The organism is Marinobacter daqiaonensis, from assembly GCF_900115285.1.
In the GTDB taxonomy this organism is placed as follows: Bacteria; Pseudomonadota; Gammaproteobacteria; order Pseudomonadales; family Oleiphilaceae; genus Marinobacter; species Marinobacter daqiaonensis.
The window spans coordinates 189,667-208,320 of sequence record NZ_FOYW01000002.1; the positions used below are offsets into that span (position 1 = coordinate 189,667).

Here is an 18,654-nt window from a genome sequence, read left to right on the forward strand (position 1 = left end):
GGTAAAGTGCTTGTCAGAGGACTCCTCAGGGCGAGGCGATCCGGTACGTTGTCGGTACCAGGACAGTGTCCTCCGGTTCGTTCAGTAACCCCGGGTAATCCAGGGTAAAGTGCAAGCCTCGGCTTTCCTTGCGCTGCAGGGCCGAGCATATGATCAGGTCCGCCACCATCACCAGGTTCCGAAGTTCGAGCAGGTCATTGCTGACCCGGTAATTGCTGTAGAACTCGCTGATCTCCCGCGACAGGAGATCAACCCGGTGTTTGGCCCGCTGCAGCCGCTTGGTGGTGCGTACTATGCCTACATAGTCCCACATGAAGTGGCGCAGTTCATCCCAGTTGTGGGAAATGACTACGTCCTCATCGGAGTCCCGGACCTGTGATTCGTCCCAGTCCGGCGCCGACGGCGGGGCCGGAATGTCATGCTCGCGCCGGGCGATGTCCGCCGCCGCGGCGCGGCCATAGACCAGGCATTCCAGCAGAGAGTTGCTGGCCATCCGGTTGGCACCGTGCAAACCGGTAAAGGCGGCCTCTCCCACGACGTATAGCTGGTTGATGTCGGTACGGGCACGCTCGTCGGTCATGACGCCGCCGCAGGTGTAATGGGCCGCGGGGACGACGGGAATGGGCTCCCGGGTAATGTCGATACCGAAGGCGAGGCACCTGTCGTGGATGGTGGGAAAGTGCTCGCGGATAAAGTCCGCCGGTTTATGGCTGATGTCCAGATAGAGATGATCCGCCCCCAGGCGCTTCATCTCGTGGTCGATGGCCCGTGCCACGATATCCCGTGGTGCCAGTTCGCCCCGACTGTCGAAGCGCTCCATGAATCGGTCGCCGTCCGGCAGCAGCAGTACCCCGCCTTCCCCGCGGACTGCCTCGCTGATCAGGAACGACTTGGCGTGGGGGTGGTACAGGCAGGTGGGGTGAAACTGGTTGAACTCCATGTTGGCCACCCGGCAGCCCGCACGCCAGGCCATGGCGATGCCATCGCCGGAGGCGCCGTCCGGGTTGGTGGTGTAGCGATAGGTCTTGCTGGCACCGCCGGTGGCGATCACCGTGAACCTGGCCCGGAACAGCTCCACATGGTTGTCCTCCAGGTTCAGGATATAGGCCCCCACGCAGCGGTTTCCGGGCAGCGCGAGCTTGCGATTGGTAATCAGATCCACTGCCACACGGCGTGACAGCAGATTGATGTTGGGTCGGGCCTGGGCCTGCTCGCTGAGGGTGGTGGAGACCGCGTTGCCCGTGGCATCGGCGGCATGAATAATGCGCCGGTGACTGTGCCCGCCCTCCCGGGTGAGGTGAAGCTGTTCGTTTTCATCCCGGGTGAACTGGACGCCACTGTCCACCAGCCACTTGATACTGTCGGCAGCATTCTCCACCGTATAGCGCACGGCATCCTCATGGCACAGGCCGCCGCCGGCATCCAGGGTGTCGGATATGTGGTTTTCCAGGGAGTCTTCGCTGTCAAGGACGGCGGCAATACCGCCCTGGGCCCAGAGGGTGGCGCCGCTGGTGATCTCCGCCTTGCTGACCACGGCAACACTCAGGTGGGTCGGCAGGTTCAGGGCAACCGTCAGTCCGGCAGCGCCACTGCCGATAATAAGAACGTCATATTCGTGAGACTGTGGCATGTCATCGTCGTCGCGGGCCATAATGTGGCGAGTATTGAACTAAACTTTCTGGCTGCTGTCTATTTGCCCACAGTGAAAAGCGTTGTCGGCTCCTCATCAGAGGTTCCGGTAAGCCCGCCGTCAACATGTGGAAGAAGCGCATATGATCATGAGGGAAAGGCAGCAGACAGGCTCAGCGGCTCGATTCGCGGCTCAATCAGAGGAGGTGCCCGCCGGCCAGCCCATGAAACCGGACGAGGAACATAACCGGCCAACTGCCCCCGAGGGGCAGACAGACCTGCAACTGGTGCGCAAGGCCCGTAATGGCGACCGCTCGGCCTTTGACCTTCTGGTGCTCAAATACCAGTCCCGTGTCGCTTCCATCATCAGCCGGTACGTCTACGACAACCAGGAAGTGCTCGACCTGACCCAGGAAACGTTTGTCAAAGCGTATCGGGCGGTGGAGCGCTTTCGTGGTGACAGTGCATTCTATACCTGGCTTTACCGGATTGCGGTGAACACCGCCAAGAACTATCTGGAGTCCCGGGGGCGCCGTCCCCAGGGAGCGGTTGATGTGGCTGACGCCGAGAGTTTCGACGACGCCAGCCGCCTTCGGGATGTGGCATCGCCGGAACGTCATCTGCAGCGGGACCAGCTACGGGAAGTGCTGGAGGCGACCATAGACGAGCTGCCGGAGGAGTTGCGCTCGGCGTTCCTGTTGCGGGAGTACGAAGGGCTTTCCTACGAGGATATCGCCCGCATACTGGAGTGCCCAATCGGCACGGTTCGATCACGTATTTTCCGGGCCCGGGATGCCATCGACCGGCAGTTGGGCCCGATGCTGGAAAACGCATGAACAACGACCATTTACGAGGTACAGACAATGGATGATCGGCTTCGGGAAACCTTGTCTGCGATGATGGACGATCAGGCGGACGAGCTGGCGGTACGCCGCGTCCTGTCCCACGACGATCAGGAGGCGGTGCGGGATCAGTGGCGGCGCTGGCAGCGGATTCGCGATGTGATTCACGACGCGCCCTCCAGCCATCATGGCATCGATGTCGGCGCCGCGGTCCGGAAAAATCTGGATCAGGCGCCGGTACAGACGCGGACAGCTGATGAGGAACTGCGTCGCCGGCATGCACCCTGGCGGTGGTCGGCGGTGGCGATGATCGGGCTGGGCGTTGCCCTCGGATTTGGTGCCGGTAGTGGCTGGGACAGTATTACCGGAGCCGGTTCCGACACCCTGGTGCCCATTCAGGCACAGGTTCCGCCCGGGCAGAACGGGGTGGTTCCGGAAGTGGCCCTGCAGGGGCTGGATGAGCGTCAATGGGAGCAGCTCAGCCGTTATCTGCTGGAGCACGCCCAGAACAACAGTGTGGCGGCGGGTCAGGGTGCTGTCGGGTATGCCCGCCTGACCAGCGTTTCAGGCCAAGATTACTGACCCTTCGGGTTGAGTGTGCAGTGATTGGCGTCAACAGACGCCGTGGTGGTCGATTGTCATCGGAGGGGGATGTCTTGAGGGTACGAAGCTGGGCCATGCCCGCCGATTTTGGATACCTGATGGTGTTGGTGCTGGCTGCGACCCTGCTGGCGTCGTGGCCGGCCCACGCTGCCAGGGAGCAAACGGCCGAGGCCTGGCTGTTAAAACTGGGTCCCGCACTGAACATGACCACCTATCGCGGTATTTTCGTCTACTCCCGTGGCGACCAGGTAAACTCGATGATGATTGCCCACCGGTACCGCAATGGCCAGGTGGAGGAGCGGCTGGTGCCGCAGGACGGTGCCAGTGGAGAGATCCTGCGCAAGGGCAACCGCGTTATCTGCGTGCTGCCGGACCAAGGGCGTATTCAGCTTGACCGGATTATTCCCTCGGGTCCCTTTGCCGAAGCCATCGCCAGCCCGCAGGTTCCGGTGGGTGCCTGGTATCAGCCTGAAATCCTGGGTGAGGACCGTGTCGCAGGCTATCCCGCCATGGTTATCGGCCTGCAGCCCCGGGACGAAAACCGTTACAGTTACCGGCTATGGCTGGAGAAGGAGACCGGGTTGCTCCTCAAAAGCCACGTTCGCCTGGGAGACGAGGTGCTGGAGCGGTTCCAGTTCACCATGCTGGAAATAACCGACGAGCTACCGGATTCTGAGTTCGAGATCCGGTCGGACGCCGCCACCAAAACCTTCAAGTCTGCATTACCCGGTTTCGGCGACAAAGGCCGTATGGAAGGGTGGAGCCTTGGCTGGCGGCCTGACGGCTTCATGCCAGCGGCGGCTCCGATGGCCAGGCGCGGTCAGGCTGCAGCCTTCTCCGATGGCCTGGCAACCTTTTCCGTATTCGTGGAGCCTGCAGAGGCTCTGGATATGCCCCAGGGGGCCTCCCGAATCGGTGCCACCACGGTTTACATGCATTACACGGGACGTGAGGATGGGGCTGACGGCTTTCTGGTGACGGTGGTCGGTGAGATACCGCCGCCCACCGCCATGCGAGTGGCCCAGTCCGTCGTCGTGAACGACCGGCGAGCCCTGACGCAATCCCAGCGGGACTGAAATGATCCACGAAACCGGAACCGTCATTTCCACCTCGGGTGATCAGGCCTGGGTGCAGACCATCCGTCAGAGTGCCTGCCAGACCTGTCGGGCCCGCCATGGCTGTGGCCAGAAAGCCCTGGCGAGCCTCAGTGGGGGGCAGTCCCGCCAGCTCCGGGTAACCAATACGCTGGGTGCGAAGGCGGGAGATCAGGTCACGGTGGCGATCGAGGAGGCCGCGCTCCTGAAGGCCTCGCTCCTGGTTTATGCGCTTCCGCTTCTGCTCATGGTTCTGGCCACCGTGATGGCAGGGGTGTTCCTGCCTGGTCAGGATCTGATTGCCATCATGATGGCAGCCGCCGGGTTGACCGTCGGACTGCTGTCAGCACGAGCGCTGTCCCGGCGCGGTGCGGATGGGTGGCAGCCGGTAATGGGGCGACTGGTGCCGCGCTCTGACGAAATGTATGTGTCGCGAAATCCTACGGCTTTGTAAGTTGAAATCCGGGGCTGGCGGCGCCACCTTACCAAGGAACTACTCACTTACACGGAGTGAAACAATGACGGCAATGTCTCCAGTAGCGGTATCTTTCCAACCCGCCAAAACGGTCCTCCGACTATCGACGATGGCCTTGTGTCTCGCCACGCTGTTATTTCTGAGTCTCTCGGCAAAGGCTCAGTCTCTGCCCGATTTCACGGAGCTGGTGGAGGATAACTCCGCCGCAGTGGTGAATATCAGCACGGTTTCCGAGCCAGATCCGCGCGGCGCTCGCGGCGCGCCCTTCAGTCAGCGGGAGTTCGAGCAGCTACCGGAATTCTTCCAGCACTTTTTCGGCGGCCCCCAGTCCCCATACGGTGGCGGATCCGCCCGGCCCCGCCGTTCCATGGGGTCCGGTTTTATCGTCTCTGAAGACGGCTACGTACTGACCAACAACCATGTGGTCGAGGGTGCCGATGAGATCATGGTTCGTTTGAGCGACCGCCGCGAACTGCAGGCAAAGCTGGTGGGCACTGACCCCCGGTCCGACATGGCCGTACTGAAGATCGAAGACGACGAGCCCTTGCCGGTGGTCAAGATCGGTGACTCCTCCGAGCTCGAACCCGGTGAGTGGGTGCTGGCCATCGGTTCGCCGTTCGGTTTCGACTATACCGTGACCGCGGGTATTGTCAGTGCCGTGGGCCGGTCACTGCCCAGTGAAAACTACGTTCCGTTTATCCAGACCGATGTCGCCATCAACCCCGGTAATTCCGGTGGCCCGCTGTTCAACCTGGACGGCGAGGTCGTGGGCATCAACTCCCAGATCTATACCCGTTCCGGTGGTTTCATGGGGGTTTCCTTCGCTATCCCCATTGACGATGCCATGAACGTGTTCCGGCAGTTGCGGGACGAGGGCGAGGTCTCCCGCGGATGGCTGGGAGTGCTGATCCAGGAAGTGAATCGCGACCTGGCCGAATCCTTCGGCCTGAGCCGGCCCAGAGGCGCGCTGATCGCCGAAGTGATGCCCGGATCGCCAGCCGAGGAGGCCGGACTCCAGTCTGGTGATATCGTACTCTCCTACGAGGGTGAACCGATCCAGTTGTCCGCGGATCTTCCACCCAGGGTTGGCCGCACGCCGGTGGGAGAGGAGGCCACCATGACCATTCTCCGCGGCGGTGAGGAAAAGACCCTTAAAGTGGAGATTGGCCGGCTTCCGGCCGACGAAGGTGCCGGTGCTACTTCGGCGGAACCGTCACAGCCCTCCGCAGGGCCGCTGGGAATGTCTGTGGAACCCCTGCCGGAAGAAGTGGCCGAAAAGCTCGACGTACCGGGCGGGGTTCTGGTGACCCAGGTGGGTCGGGGTCCGGCGTTTGAGGCAGGTATCCGCCCCAACGATGTGATCACCGAACTTAACCGGAAGCCCATCACCGATATGAATTCGTTCCGCGAGGCGGTTAACAGCCTGCCATCCGACAAGGCCGTCTCTGTCCGGATCATTCGTGAAGGCCGGGCCACCTACCTGGTGATGAAACCCTGACCGGAGCGTTCGGGGCCCATTAAAGGGCCCCGATACTATCTTGATGTTTATTAAGAACCGTCATCTGTGAATCAGTTGGCGGTTTTTTCGTTACTTGCTGTCTGTCTCGGGAACCCGACTTCTGATATCGTCATCTGTTGAAGAAGGCGACAGATGGCTGGGTTTTAAAGGCGCGGACGCGTTTCTCTGGCGTTTTCGACGACCCTTCGCCACACTGAATGTCTGGTTATCCAAGGACGAGGCCAAGGAACGGACCCTGGACAATGATCAATGTAAAGGATATTGCCCTCACAGACCTCTTGCGGTTGCGTAACGCCCGCACGGCCTGGCTCGTTCTCACGATCGCCCTGGGCGTGACCGCGGCACTGTGGGTTCTGTCGATGCGGTTGGTGGAAGATCGCACTGAAGCCCGTTTCAACGCCCAGGCCCTGCAGCTGCGAACCGCCATTGAGGAGCGCCTTCTCAATTATGAACAGGTACTGGCGGGTAGCGCCGGCCTGTTTTCAGTGGCCAGGGAGGTGAATCGGGACGATTGGAAGACCTATATCGAAAAGGTCAATATTGACCGTTATTACCCTGGCATCCAGGGCATTGGCTACACCCAGAGAGTCGAAAGCGAGGAATTACGGCAACACCTCGACCAGACCCGGGCACAGGGCCTGGCAGATTACACGGTTCGCCCCCCCGGCTTGCGAGCGCAATACCACCCCATTGTCTTTCTTGAGCCCGTCACTGATCGAAACCGCCTTGCCTTCGGCTATGATGCCTTTCAGGACACGGTCCATCGACGGGCAATGGAGCGTGCCCGTGACACAGGCCGCCCCGTCGTCACCGGTAAAGTGGTGCTGGTCCAGGAGGAGGTGGCCGAGGACCAGGCAGGATTCCTCATGTACTACCCCGTCTATCATGGAGGGCTCATCCCGTCTTCGTTGGGTGAACGGCGGATGCTGCTCAAGGGCTTCGTTTTCAGTGCCTTCAGAACCAACAATCTGCTCGATGGCATTGTCGGCCTTATTGCCCCCTTCCAGGACGTTCGCATTTTCGACGGAAGCAGCCTTGGCCGCGAAACCCTCATGTATGCCTCCAACCTGGGATCCCTGGACGAGAACTTCAGTTTCCAGAAAAGCCAGCAGATTGAGTTCGGTGGGCGGGCCTGGGTGATACAGACCCGCTCCACGCCAGCCTTTGACTTTCTTGCATCTGACCCGCGTCCACCCATCGTTCTTGGCTCCGGCGTCCTGGTGAGCGTACTTCTGTTCGCCTTTTCCCTCTCGCTTATCCGCTCCCGGATACTTGCCCAGATGAGCGGTGGCCGCTATCGGGCGATTACCGAGGGCGCCAGCAACATTACCGTGGTGATGGATCGCCAGGGCAGAGCCAGCTATATCAGCCCTTCCTGTCAGGCCATTCTTGGCTATGACCCTGAGGATGTGCGGTCGCTGAACCCGGAGCCCAGAATCCACAGTGACGACTGGCCCCGGCTGCAGGCCGGCTTTGATGAGGCGGTGGCGAGGCCGGGAGAGCCCGTGCCGGTGGTGCGGGCCCGTGTGCGGGACGCAGCGGGGGAGTGGCGGGAAATGGAAGGCTCATTCACCTCCATGCTGGATGTTCCCGGTGTCAATGGCGTGGTACTCAGTCTTCGGGATCTGACCCAGTTAAGGGCGGCCCAGTCGGAGCTTCACCGCCTGGCTTTCTATGATCCCCTCACTGGCCTTGCGAACCGGCAGCTGTTCCGCGACCGACTGGCTCATGTGGTCCGTCGCAGTCGACGCAGTCAGGAGCCGGCGGCACTGATGTTCCTTGACCTGGACGGTTTCAAGCGAATCAACGACACCTTGGGCCATGATGCGGGAGACCGGTTGCTTGAGCACGTCGCCCACTGGCTGACCGGCTGTGTCCGGGAAGAGGATTCCGTGGCCCGCCTCGGCGGTGACGAGTTTGTGGTCCTGCTGTCGCGGATCAGCGGCCCCGAGGCCACGGCGAAAGTGGCGGAGACGATCCTGCGTCGCCTTTGCCAGCGGGTAAGGCTCAACGAACACGAAGTGGGGATCACGGTGAGCATTGGCATTACCATGATTCCCCACGACAGCGAAGATACGGGTGTGCTGATGAAGTACGCCGATCTGGCCATGTACCGGGCGAAGGAACGGGGCCGTAACAACTACCAGTTCTTTACGCCTGCCATGAATCTTCAGGCGGCGCGGCGCCTCCTGCAGCAGGAGGAACTGGCCAATGCCCTGGATGAAGACCGGTTCGTGCTGCACTACCAGCCCAAGGTAGACCTGGCCCAGCAACGGGTGGTGGGGGTCGAGGCGTTCCTTCGCTGGCAGCATCCCGAGCGCGGACTGGTTTCGGCCCAGCAGTTCATTTTCCTGGCGGAAGAGTCCGGGTTGATCGTGCGGCTGGGGGAAATGGCGTTGCGCCAGGCCTGCATCCAGATACAGGCACTGGAGCGGGCAGGGTTCGAGCGTCTCCAGGTGGCGGTGAATCTTTCCGTGCGGCAGGTGACCGACCCGGGTTTCCTGGACCTGTTCCGGCGGATCATCACGGAAACCGGTGTCGTACCAGAGCGGCTTGAGCTGGAGTTGCCCGCGGCCCTGCTCAATGAAGACCCCCGGACACTTCGGGTATTGCTGGGTGCTCTCCATGACACCGGGGCCCGCCTCATTCTGGACGATTTTGGCAGCGGTGCCTGTTCCCTGACCGCCCTTCAGCAACTACCGCTGGATGCGGTGAAGATCGATGACCGCTTTATCAGGGATATTCCTTACAACGCCAATGCGACCGATGTCGCCGCCGCAGTAATTGCACTGGCCCGCAAGCTGCACCTGACGGTAGTGGCGGAAGGCGTTGAAACCCCTCACCAGCTACGCTTCCTGGAGCAGTCCGGCTGTGCCCAGTGCCAGGGCAACCTGTTCAGCTACCCGCTGGATGAAGATGCCCTTATCAGTTATCTGGTGAATCAGTATGAGCGGGCGCTCATGCCTTGATCATGGTAATAAGCCCGGACAACCGGTAAAATCCCGCCTTTGCAGGAACCGGCCCCCAGTTGCGGTGTCCATCCTGAAATTCTCCACCAGAACGGCGTCATCCGGGGTCCAGTCGGGACACCACGGCGTCAGGTGACCAAGTCTTCTACGGGTAACCATTTGTCTGTGACTGAACTTAGCCGCATCCGGAATTTTTCGATCATCGCCCACATTGACCATGGTAAGTCCACCCTGGCGGACCGGTTTATTCAGGTCTGCGGGGGACTGACCGACCGGGAAATGGCGGAACAGGTGCTGGACTCAATGGATCTTGAGCGTGAACGGGGCATCACCATCAAGGCCCAGAGCGTTACCCTGAACTACAAGGCGAGGGACGGGATCGAGTACAAGCTCAACTTCATTGATACCCCGGGACATGTGGATTTTTCCTACGAAGTATCCCGCTCGCTCTTCGCCTGCGAAGGAGCGCTGCTGGTGGTTGACGCGGGGCAGGGGGTCGAGGCCCAGTCCGTAGCCAACTGCTACACTGCCATTGAGCAGGGGCTCGAAGTGGTACCGGTTCTCAACAAGATGGACCTTCCACAGGCGGAGCCGGAGCGCGTTGCCCAGGAAATCGAGGACATCATCGGCATCGAGGCCTCGGACGCGGTCCGCTGCAGCGCCAAGAGCGGCCTGGGTGTGGAGGATGTCCTGGAGGATCTGATCCGGCGCATCCCACCACCCCAGGGGGAGGAAAACGCTCCACTCCAGGCCCTGATCATTGACTCCTGGTTCGACAACTACCTTGGGGTGGTATCCCTCGTGCGGGTCCGCCAGGGCGTTCTGCGCAAGGGCGACAAGATCCAGATCAAGTCCACCGGCAAGGCCTGGAATGCGGACAAGGTTGGTATCTTTTCCCCCAAGCCCACGGAGACGGGTGAACTGGGTACCGGCGAAGTGGGTTTCGTCGTCGCGGGAATCAAGGATATCCACGGCGCGCCTGTAGGGGACACCATTGTGTCCAACAAGCATGCCGCCGAGACCGCGGCGGTGCCGGGCTTCAAGAAAGTGAAGCCCCAGGTCTATGCCGGCCTGTTTCCGGTAAGCGCTGACGATTACGATGATTTCCGGGACGCCCTGGAAAAACTGACCCTGAACGATGCTTCCCTGTTTTATGAGCCGGAGAATTCCGACGCCCTCGGCTTCGGTTTCCGTTGTGGTTTCCTGGGCATGCTGCACATGGAAATCATCCAGGAACGACTGGAGCGGGAATACGACATAGACCTCATTACCACGGCACCCACGGTTATCTACGAGGTGGTGACCCGCACCGGTGAGGTTATCTCCGTGGACAACCCCTCCAGGCTTCCGGATGTGGGTTCCATCGAGGAGATGCGGGAGCCCATCGTGGAGGCCAGCATCCTGGTGCCCCAGGAACATCTGGGTAACGTCATTGCCCTGTGTGAGGAAAAGCGGGGGGTCCAGAGCAACATGCTGTTCCTGGCCAACCAGGTGCAGCTCACTTACGAACTGCCCATGGCGGAGGTGGTGCTGGACTTCTTCGACCGCATCAAGTCCGCCAGTCGGGGTTTCGCCTCGCTCGACTATCATTTCAAGCGCTTCCAGCCCGCCAATCTGGTGCGCCTGGACGTGCTGATCAATGCCGAGCGCGTGGATGCACTGGCGCTGATCGTGCACCGGGATCAGGCCCATCACAAAGGCCGGGCCCTGATCGAGAAGATGAAAGAGCTGATACCCCGGCAGATGTTTGATATCGCCATCCAGGCAGCCATCGGTACCCACGTGGTGGCCCGGGTGACGGTGAAGGCCCTGCGCAAGAACGTGACCGCCAAGTGTTACGGTGGCGACGTCAGCCGCAAGAAGAAACTGCTGCAGAAACAGAAGGAAGGCAAGAAGCGGATGAAGCAGCTGGGCAATGTCGAGGTACCTCAGGAAGCGTTCCTGGCGGTGCTGAAAGTGGATAGCTAGGACGAATAAAAAATGGACATTGATTTTCCGCTGGTTCTGGTGGTGCTGACCTTCGCGACCGGTCTGATCTGGCTGGCTGACCGACTGTTTCTGAAGCCCCGGCGTGAGGCCGCATGGGAAGAATCCGGTGGTGCCCTCGCCGAAGGGGGGCATGCCGCAGGCGGGGTTCATGGGGATGAGGAGCAGGAAGCGGGCCCGAAGGAACCGTACCTTGTTGATCTGAGCCGATCCTTCTTTCCGGTGCTGGCGATTGTTCTGGTGCTGCGCTCTTTTCTGGTTGAACCGTTCCAGATTCCGTCGGGCTCCATGTTGCCCACCCTGGAGGTGGGGGACTTTATCCTGGTGAACAAGTACGCCTACGGTCTGCGGCTGCCGGTGGTCGGAACCAAGATAGTTCCCATCGGCGATCCCGAGCGGGGTGACGTCATGGTTTTCCGTTACCCTGAAGATGGGAAAACAAACTACATCAAGCGGGTGGTGGGTCTTCCCGGTGACCGGGTCCGCTACCGGAACAAAACCCTCTACATCAATGGACGGGAAGTGCCTACCCGCTTTATCGCCAGCCTGCCACCGGTGGAGCTGCTGGAAGAGAAGCTGGGCGAAGTCGAGCACTTCATCTACCGTAATCTTGAAGGCATGGTCGGCGTTGGAGAAGGGGAATGGGTTGTTCCAGATGGGCACTACTTCACGATGGGAGACAACCGGGATAACAGCAACGACAGCCGCTTCTGGGGTATGGTTCCCGATGAAATGGTCGTGGGGAAGGCCTTCCTGATCTGGATGCAGTGGCCATCCATTACCAGTCTGCCGTCCTTCGAGCGGGTAGGTCCCATCGACTGATTACGAACGATAATGGGCTCAAAAGGCCTTTCTCATGAGGTACGTGCGTATGAAACAACCCTTCCGCCAGCGTGGCGCCTCGTCCCTGAGCATTCTTATAATCGTGCTGTTCTTCGCCAGTCTGCTGACACTGGTGATCAAGCTGGGCCCCGCCTACCTGGATGACTACACTGTCCAGGGCGCCCTGGAAGGCCTGGACGGCGAAGAAGGTCTCTCACGGATGACGCCAGCCGATGTGCGACGGCTTATCACCAAGCGCCTGAGCGTGAATAACGTCGACGGCTTCAATGCCAAGGATATCAAGGTGGAGAAGGATGGCGAGACCGTGATCATCAGTCTCGAGTACGAGGTACGGAGCCACGTGGCCTATAACGTGGATGCAGTGATGAACTTCAGTCACTTCTATGAGCTTACAGGAAAGTGAATAACCGCCCCGACCTGGATCGAATACAGCGCCGCATCGGCTACCAGTTCCATGACCCGGAACTGCTGATGCTGGCGCTTACCCATCGCAGTCACAGCAACCAGAACAACGAACGTCTGGAGTTCCTGGGCGATTCCCTGGTGAACATGATTATCGCCGAGTACCTGTATCACCACTTTGAGCGCGCCCGCGAGGGGCAGCTCAGCCGGTTGCGGGCGCGGATGGTGAAGGGGGTCACCCTGGCGGAAATCGGCCGGGAGTTCGAGCTGGGTCAGTACCTGCGCCTCGGGTCGGGTGAAATGAAAAGTGGCGGATTTCGCCGGGATTCGATACTGGCCGATGCTGTGGAGTCCATTATCGGGGCCATCTACCTCGACAGCGGGTTCGAGACCTGCCGCGAGCGGGTGCTGGAGTGGTTCGATAAGCGTCTGCAGCGTCTGGATATCCAGGATACCCAGAAAGACCCAAAGACCCGGCTGCAGGAGTACCTGCAGTCGCGTCAATTCCCGCTTCCCCTCTATGAGGTGATCTCGGTGGACGGTGAGGCCCACGCCCAGACCTTCCATGTGTCCTGTGCCCTGCCATCCCTGGACCGGAAGACCACGGGGGCCGGCAGCAGCCGTCGCATCGCCGAACAGCAGGCCGCCAGGGCTGCCCTCAAACAGCTGGGTGTGGAGACCAACTGATGAATGATGTTACCCAATCCGAGAACCCTCACAGCCGTTGTGGTTTCGTGGCCATCGTGGGCCGTCCCAACGTCGGCAAGTCGACCCTGCTGAACCACGTGCTCGGCCAGAAGCTGAGCATAACCTCCCGCAAGCCCCAGACCACGCGCCACCAGATCCTCGGCATCAAGACAGAGGGAGATGTCCAGGCGATATACGTGGATACTCCCGGTATGCATGAGGACGAGCCCCGCGCGCTTAACCGCTACATGAACCGGACCGCTTCATCGGCTCTCAAGCACGTGGATGTGGTGGTGTTCGTGGTGGATCGCCACCATTGGACCCCGGCGGACGAAATGGTCCTGAAAAAACTGGAACACCTGAAATGTCCGGTGATCCTGGCGGTCAACAAGGTGGACAAGCTGGAGCGGCGGGATACTTTGCTGCCGGTGCTGGAGGAGCTCGCCCGCAAGCGTGACTTCGCAGAGATCATTCCCATGTCGGCCCTCAAGGAGCAGAACCTCGCACCCCTGGAAGAGGCGGTGGCCCGGTTCCTGCCCGAGAGTGTGCATTTCTATCCGGATGACCAGATCACCGATCGCAGCGAGCGTTTCGTTGCCTCCGAGATGGTGCGCGAGAAAATCACCCGGCAGCTGGGGGCGGAGCTGCCCTACTCGGTGGCGGTCGAAATAGAGGAGTTCAAGCACGACGGCAAGACCCTGCACATTTCGGCGCTGATTCTGGTGGAACGGGAAGGCCAGAAGAAGATCGTGATCGGCGACAAGGGGGAGCGGCTGCGCAGCATTGGCCAGGAAGCCCGTGCCGACATGGAGCGGATGTTTGAGTCCAAGGTGATGTTGCGCCTCTGGGTCAAGGTCCGCCGGGGCTGGGCCGACAGTGACCGGGCCCTGAAAAGCCTGGGCATGAACGACAGCTGAGGCCTGGCATGTCGGGTCCGGTCCAGCAGGAGCCCGCTTACGTTCTACACCGGCGGCCCTTTCGGGAAACCAGTCTGCTGGTGGACCTTTTTACCCTCAATCACGGCAGGATCGGCGTCGTGGCCAGGGGTGCCAGTGGTCCAAAGAGCGCACTGAAGGCCCAGCTCCAGCCATTCCAGCCACTGCTGGTGGACTGGACCGGTCGCTCCGACCTCAAGACCCTCACCCAGGCCGATCCCCGTTCCGGGGTGCGGCTCGGCCACGGCAGGTCTCTCTACAGCGGTTTTTACCTGAACGAATTACTGCAGAAGCTGCTGTCCCCCAATGACCCGTCACCCGTGCTGTTTGCCGCCTACATCGATGCCCTGGCGGACCTGGCCGACAACCCGGACGACGTGGAGCCGGTTCTCCGGCGTTTCGAAATGAGCCTGGCCAGGGGTCTCGGTTATGGCTTTGCCTGGGATCAGGCCATGGATACCGGCGAGCCGGTGCAGGCGATGGCCTACTATTGCTATGATCCCCAGCAGGGCATTCTGGCGACCCCCACCGACCAGGCCAGGCTGACCGGTCTTTCCGGCCAAATCCTGCTGGATCTGGCGCAGGGTGACCTCAGCAGTCCCCGGTCACGCCGCCTCGCCAAACAGGTCATGCGTTCACTCACGGATTTTCTGTTACAGGGAAAGCCCCTTAACAGTCGGGCCCTGTTTGCCCCACAAGTCCGACCATGAATACAAGCGTATTGTCTGTCCGGTTGCTCCATCGATGGAACAATCAGGCAGGACATCAGGAGAGAAACCGATGAAAGAAAGAGTGTTACTGGGCGTCAATGTCGACCATGTGGCCACCCTCCGCCAGGCCCGGGGCACCCGCTATCCCGATCCTGTCCAGGCCGCCATGATCGCCGAGGAGGCAGGTGCCGACGGTATCACCATTCATCCCCGGGAAGACCGGCGCCACATACAGGACCGGGACGTGCTGCTGATGCGGCAGACCCTGAACACCCGCATGAACCTGGAAATGGCGGTAACGGATGCCATGCTCGCGTTTGCCGAAAACGTCCGGCCCCACTGCGCCTGTCTGGTGCCGGAAAAACGTGAGGAGCTCACTACCGAGGGTGGGCTTGATGTGGACGGTAATGAGGAGCGCGTCGCCCGGGCCTGCGAACGGCTGGCCCGCATTGGCGCGGAAGTGTCCCTGTTCATTGATCCGGACCCCGCCCAGATCGATGCCGCCATTCGCTGCGGGGCACCGGTGATTGAACTGCATACCGGGGAGTACGCCGAGGCCGAAACGCCATCCGAGCAGGATCGCACCTTCCAGGTGCTGGAAGAGGCGGTTCGGTATGCCCGCCGCAAGGGGCTGGTGGTCAATGCCGGTCATGGACTCAATTACCACAATACCCTCCGGATTGCGGCCATTCCCGGTATCAACGAACTCAACATCGGTCACGCCATTGTTGCGCGGGCGCTGTTTACCGGGCTTAAAGAGGCCGTCCGGGAAATGCGGCAGATCCTGGACCAGGCGCGGGCCTGAGCCCTGTTGTTTCTCAGGGGTTGACCGGGTTCATCTGTTCGCTGGCACGGAACAGCGCCTGCCAGTCGGTCTGGTCGCCCCAGACCTGCAGGCGTTCCATGGCGGCCAGCAGATTCTGGCAGAGGGTTTCCATGCCATCGGACTGGCGTTTCAGGGCAGTCTCGAACTGAGCGGAGGCGTCACGCAGCTCCGGGACACCGCAATATCGGGTAGCGCCGTGAAGCTTGTGCACACACTCCAGCACGGTGTCGAGGTCGCCGGCGGACCAGGCGGCGCGAATGGTTTCCTGGTCTGGCCCCAGCTGCTCGAGAAGCATGCTGAACAACTCTTCCGCCAGGTCCGGTTTGCCGGCGGCCAGGCGGATGCTTTCATCCACATCCACGCAGGTTTTCTGGCGGCGTCGGGTGGAAGGCCGCAATGGGCGCCGGGTATCCCGGAATTCAGCGATTTCGGCGTAGCCCTCGCCCGCCTGTTGGCCGGCATGGCGATAGCCAGTGAAGTCGGTAAGGGTTTCCAGCAGCTGGCGACTGTTCACCGGTTTGGCCAGATAGCCATCGAACCCCTGCTGCATCAGTCGGTCCTGTTCGTCGGCCAGGGCGTGGGCGGTGAGCGCGATAACGGCAGTGCGGTGGTGGTTGTCGTCGAGTCCTCTCAGCCGGGCCGTGGTTTCCACCCCGTCCATGCCGGGCATCTGCAGATCCATGAAAATCAGGTCGAACGTCTGGCTACGGGCCTTGCTCAGGGCCTCGAAGCCGTTGGCGGCGCCCTCCGCCGGAATTCCGCAGTCTTTGAGCAGCGTGAGCACCAGCTTCAGGTTCGCCTCGTTGTCGTCCACCGCCATGACCCTTGGCCTGGCGGGGGCGCCGGGACGGTTACCGGGCTCCGGCAGGGCCATCTGGCGGGAAGGCGCGGCGACAACGGTGTTTCGGGTATCAATGCCGTGTACCAGCATCAGGAGCTCGTCGTAAAGGGGGCCGCGGCAGATGGGCTTGATCAGGTGACCACTGGCGAGCCCGGTCAGGACAGTGTCGTGGGTTTCCAGGGTGGGGGTGAGCAGCAGGGTCCGGCAGTCACGGTCCACTTCCAGGGTCCGGATCAGGTCGCGATACTGGCTTGAGTTCAGCAGGTGCCGGGTGATACCCACCATAGCCAGAGCGTAGCCGGACTGCTCCTGCTGGGCCTCTTCCACTTGTTCCAGCAACTCACCGGGAGAATTGGCCCGGGTGATCGCGATGCCCCAATCCCGCAGGATGTGTTCCACTGCCAGGCCGGTGGTTTTCTGTTGTTCCAGATAAATGACCCTTTCACCACGCAGGGCGTCATGAGGAATGGGTGCCTCGGTGCTGGCGGAGAGCTCCGCGGTAAGGGTAAACCAGAAGGTGGAGCCCTTGCCCAGCTCACTTTCCAGTCCTATGGTGCCGCCCATTTCTTCCACCAGACGTTTGGAAATCACCAGACCAAGCCCGGTACCGCCGTACTGACGGGCGGTTGAGGCATCCGCCTGACTGAAGGCATTGAACAGCGACTGCTGCTGGGCCCGGGAAAGGCCGACGCCGGAGTCGGTAATGCTCAGGCGGAGGGTCACCTGATTATGTTCGGTATCTTCCTCCTCGAGACTCGCCCGAAGCACCACTTCACCGGTCTGGGTGAATTTGATGGCGTTGTTCACCAGATTGGTGATGACCTGTTTTACCCGCAGGGGGTCCCCCATGATGTTGTCGGGAACATCCGCGTAAACCAGTTGCACCAGATCCAGGTTCTTGCCATGGGCCGCGGGTGCAAGCATGACCATGACGTCCTCGATAATGTCCCGCAGCTGGAAGGGCACCCGGTCGAGGATCAGTTTGCCGGCCTCGATCTTGGAGAAGTCGAGGATGTCGTTGATGATGGTCAGCAGGATTTCCGAGGATTTGCGGATGGTGTTCAGGTGCTCCGCCTGCTGCTTCTGCATCGGGCTCTTGAGCAGCAGTTCGGTGAAGCCGATGATGCCGTTGAGAGGCGTGCGGATTTCGTGGGACATGTTGGCCAGGAACTCTGACTTGATACGGCTGGCTTCCAGGGCTTCCTTGCGGGCGAAATCCAGTTCGATATTCTGGATTTCGATGGTCTCGAGGGTTTCCCTGAGGTCTTCCGTGGCCTGATCGATGTTCTGCTGCATTTCCGCCTGGGCCTGGCTCAGTTCTTCGGCCATGGCATTGAGACCGGACTCCAGTTGCTCGAACTCGGGGCCGGCACCGGTGTGAACGCGGGTATCCAGGTGGCCTTCCTTGAGCTTGGCAACCGCCCGGTTCAGCTCGAACACAGGGTCGGTGAAGGACCGGCTCAGGCGCAGGGCGATGACGAGACTGAGCAGTACACCGGTGACAATCACCAGCAGCGAGATGAACAGCGCTTTCCAGGTTTCCTTCTCGGTGCGCACGTGGGACATTTCCACCGCTGCCCAGCCGATGGGTTCCATGGCGTTGGCGGAAGAGTCCCGGGCCTGCAGGTCAAGCAGGTTTTCAAGCATCAGGTCCTGAAGGTAGACCGGTGCCATGAATACCGTGTTGCCGGCGGAGGGCCGGCGGAATATGGAGGAGCCTTCCGGAAAGCCCTCTGGCCGCTTAAAAGTGCTTGCGGGCCCGGTATGAAGCAGTCGCTCCCGGCTGGCGTCATAGAAGGTGATGGAGCGAACGTCCTGCTCTTCGAGCAGCGCATTGGAAAGGCTGCTGAGCAGGCTGCGGTTGGCGGTGAACATGCCGTACTCCGCCGCTGCCGCCAGTTGCCGGGACAGGGAATCGCCCCGGTCGTCCAGCAGCTGATTGATGTTCTGGACCCAGCTCCAGGTAAAGAACAGCCCCAGCAGTACGGTGGTCACCAGGGTGGGAACAAGCGTAACCACCAGTACTTTCTTGCGAATACCCCAACGACGCATAGGCCTCGCCATTCCCTCTGTCCGTTTCCCTGGTTGGTTCCGGAGCCCGCTGACCGTTTGCCTTCGTCAGTGGCCTGCCCGCGTTCCTGCACTGTTCTCGCACCGCATTATACGCCCTTATAGCCATTGGCAATGGAAATAGCGGGTTCCTCTATTGGGCGATCACACCCATTATGCGTATCATGCGCAGCTAAGGAGCCTCCGGGTGGGCCGCAAGCCCTGCCGAGAGGCTTATGAAGTG

At 60.9% G+C, this 18,654-nt stretch carries 15 protein-coding genes; 13 read left to right on the top strand and 2 right to left on the bottom strand.

Annotated elements, in window-relative coordinates; genetic code table 11:
• Window positions 1-25: 25 nt before the first annotated feature.
• Window positions 26-1,630, bottom strand: a complete 1,605-nt coding sequence (gene nadB, locus BM346_RS13645) for an L-aspartate oxidase (protein ID WP_175510257.1) — start codon at window positions 1,628-1,630, stop codon at window positions 26-28.
• A gap of 223 nt (window positions 1,631-1,853) precedes the next feature.
• Here nadB and rpoE point away from each other — a divergent pair, with 223 nt between their 5' ends.
• The 13 genes from rpoE to pdxJ all read left to right on the top strand — a co-directional run bounded on the left by rpoE (window position 1,854) and on the right by pdxJ (window position 15,499).
• On the top strand, window positions 1,854-2,465 hold the full coding sequence (gene rpoE, locus BM346_RS13650; protein WP_092015022.1) for an RNA polymerase sigma factor RpoE: 612 nt from the start codon (window positions 1,854-1,856) through the stop codon (window positions 2,463-2,465).
• A 27-nt stretch (window positions 2,466-2,492) separates the two neighbouring features.
• Window positions 2,493-3,053: a sigma-E factor negative regulatory protein gene (locus BM346_RS13655; protein ID WP_092014200.1), complete on the top strand. Its 561-nt coding sequence runs from the start codon at window positions 2,493-2,495 to the stop codon at window positions 3,051-3,053.
• A gap of 95 nt (window positions 3,054-3,148) precedes the next feature.
• Window positions 3,149-4,150 carry a MucB/RseB C-terminal domain-containing protein gene (locus tag BM346_RS13660; RefSeq protein WP_227663006.1) on the top strand — a complete coding sequence of 334 codons (1,002 nt, stop codon included), beginning with the start codon at window positions 3,149-3,151 and terminating at the stop codon, window positions 4,148-4,150.
• Window position 4,151: 1 nt separating this feature from the next.
• A complete protein-coding gene (locus tag BM346_RS13665; RefSeq protein ID WP_092014203.1) occupies window positions 4,152-4,622 on the top strand; it encodes a SoxR reducing system RseC family protein in 471 nt (156 codons plus the stop codon).
• A 130-nt stretch (window positions 4,623-4,752) separates the two neighbouring features.
• Window positions 4,753-6,141 (top strand): DegQ family serine endoprotease, encoded by a 1,389-nt coding sequence (locus BM346_RS13670; protein ID WP_092014206.1) that lies wholly within the window; start codon window positions 4,753-4,755, stop codon window positions 6,139-6,141.
• 263 nt (window positions 6,142-6,404) lie between these two features.
• Window positions 6,405-9,131: a bifunctional diguanylate cyclase/phosphodiesterase gene (locus tag BM346_RS13675; RefSeq protein WP_092014208.1), complete on the top strand. Its 2,727-nt coding sequence runs from the start codon at window positions 6,405-6,407 to the stop codon at window positions 9,129-9,131.
• 165 nt (window positions 9,132-9,296) lie between these two features.
• Window positions 9,297-11,099, top strand: a complete 1,803-nt coding sequence (gene lepA / locus BM346_RS13680) for a translation elongation factor 4 (RefSeq protein WP_092014210.1) — start codon at window positions 9,297-9,299, stop codon at window positions 11,097-11,099.
• A 12-nt stretch (window positions 11,100-11,111) separates the two neighbouring features.
• Window positions 11,112-11,939, top strand: coding sequence for a signal peptidase I (gene lepB, locus BM346_RS13685; protein WP_092014213.1), 828 nt, complete (start codon window positions 11,112-11,114; stop codon window positions 11,937-11,939).
• A gap of 49 nt (window positions 11,940-11,988) precedes the next feature.
• Window positions 11,989-12,363, top strand: a complete 375-nt coding sequence (locus BM346_RS13690; RefSeq protein WP_092014216.1) for a DUF4845 domain-containing protein — start codon at window positions 11,989-11,991, stop codon at window positions 12,361-12,363.
• Entirely contained in the window at window positions 12,360-13,049 is a 690-nt protein-coding gene (rnc, locus tag BM346_RS13695) for a ribonuclease III (RefSeq protein ID WP_092014218.1), read from the top strand. Before BM346_RS13690 ends, rnc begins: the two co-directional genes overlap by 4 nt.
• Entirely contained in the window at window positions 13,049-13,966 is a 918-nt protein-coding gene (gene era / locus BM346_RS13700) for a GTPase Era (RefSeq protein WP_092014221.1), read from the top strand. The genes rnc and era overlap by 1 nt, the downstream gene beginning before the upstream one ends.
• Window positions 13,967-13,974: 8 nt before the next feature.
• Window positions 13,975-14,694: a DNA repair protein RecO gene (gene recO, locus BM346_RS13705; RefSeq protein WP_092014224.1), complete on the top strand. Its 720-nt coding sequence runs from the start codon at window positions 13,975-13,977 to the stop codon at window positions 14,692-14,694.
• Between the two features lie 70 nt (window positions 14,695-14,764).
• Entirely contained in the window at window positions 14,765-15,499 is a 735-nt protein-coding gene (gene pdxJ / locus BM346_RS13710) for a pyridoxine 5'-phosphate synthase (protein WP_092014227.1), read from the top strand.
• 13 nt (window positions 15,500-15,512) lie between these two features.
• On the opposite strand, the gene BM346_RS13715 is transcribed toward pdxJ, so the two are convergent.
• Window positions 15,513-18,413 carry an ATP-binding protein gene (locus BM346_RS13715; RefSeq protein WP_092014230.1) on the bottom strand — a complete coding sequence of 967 codons (2,901 nt, stop codon included), beginning with the start codon at window positions 18,411-18,413 and terminating at the stop codon, window positions 15,513-15,515.
• Window positions 18,414-18,654: the final 241 nt, after the last annotated feature.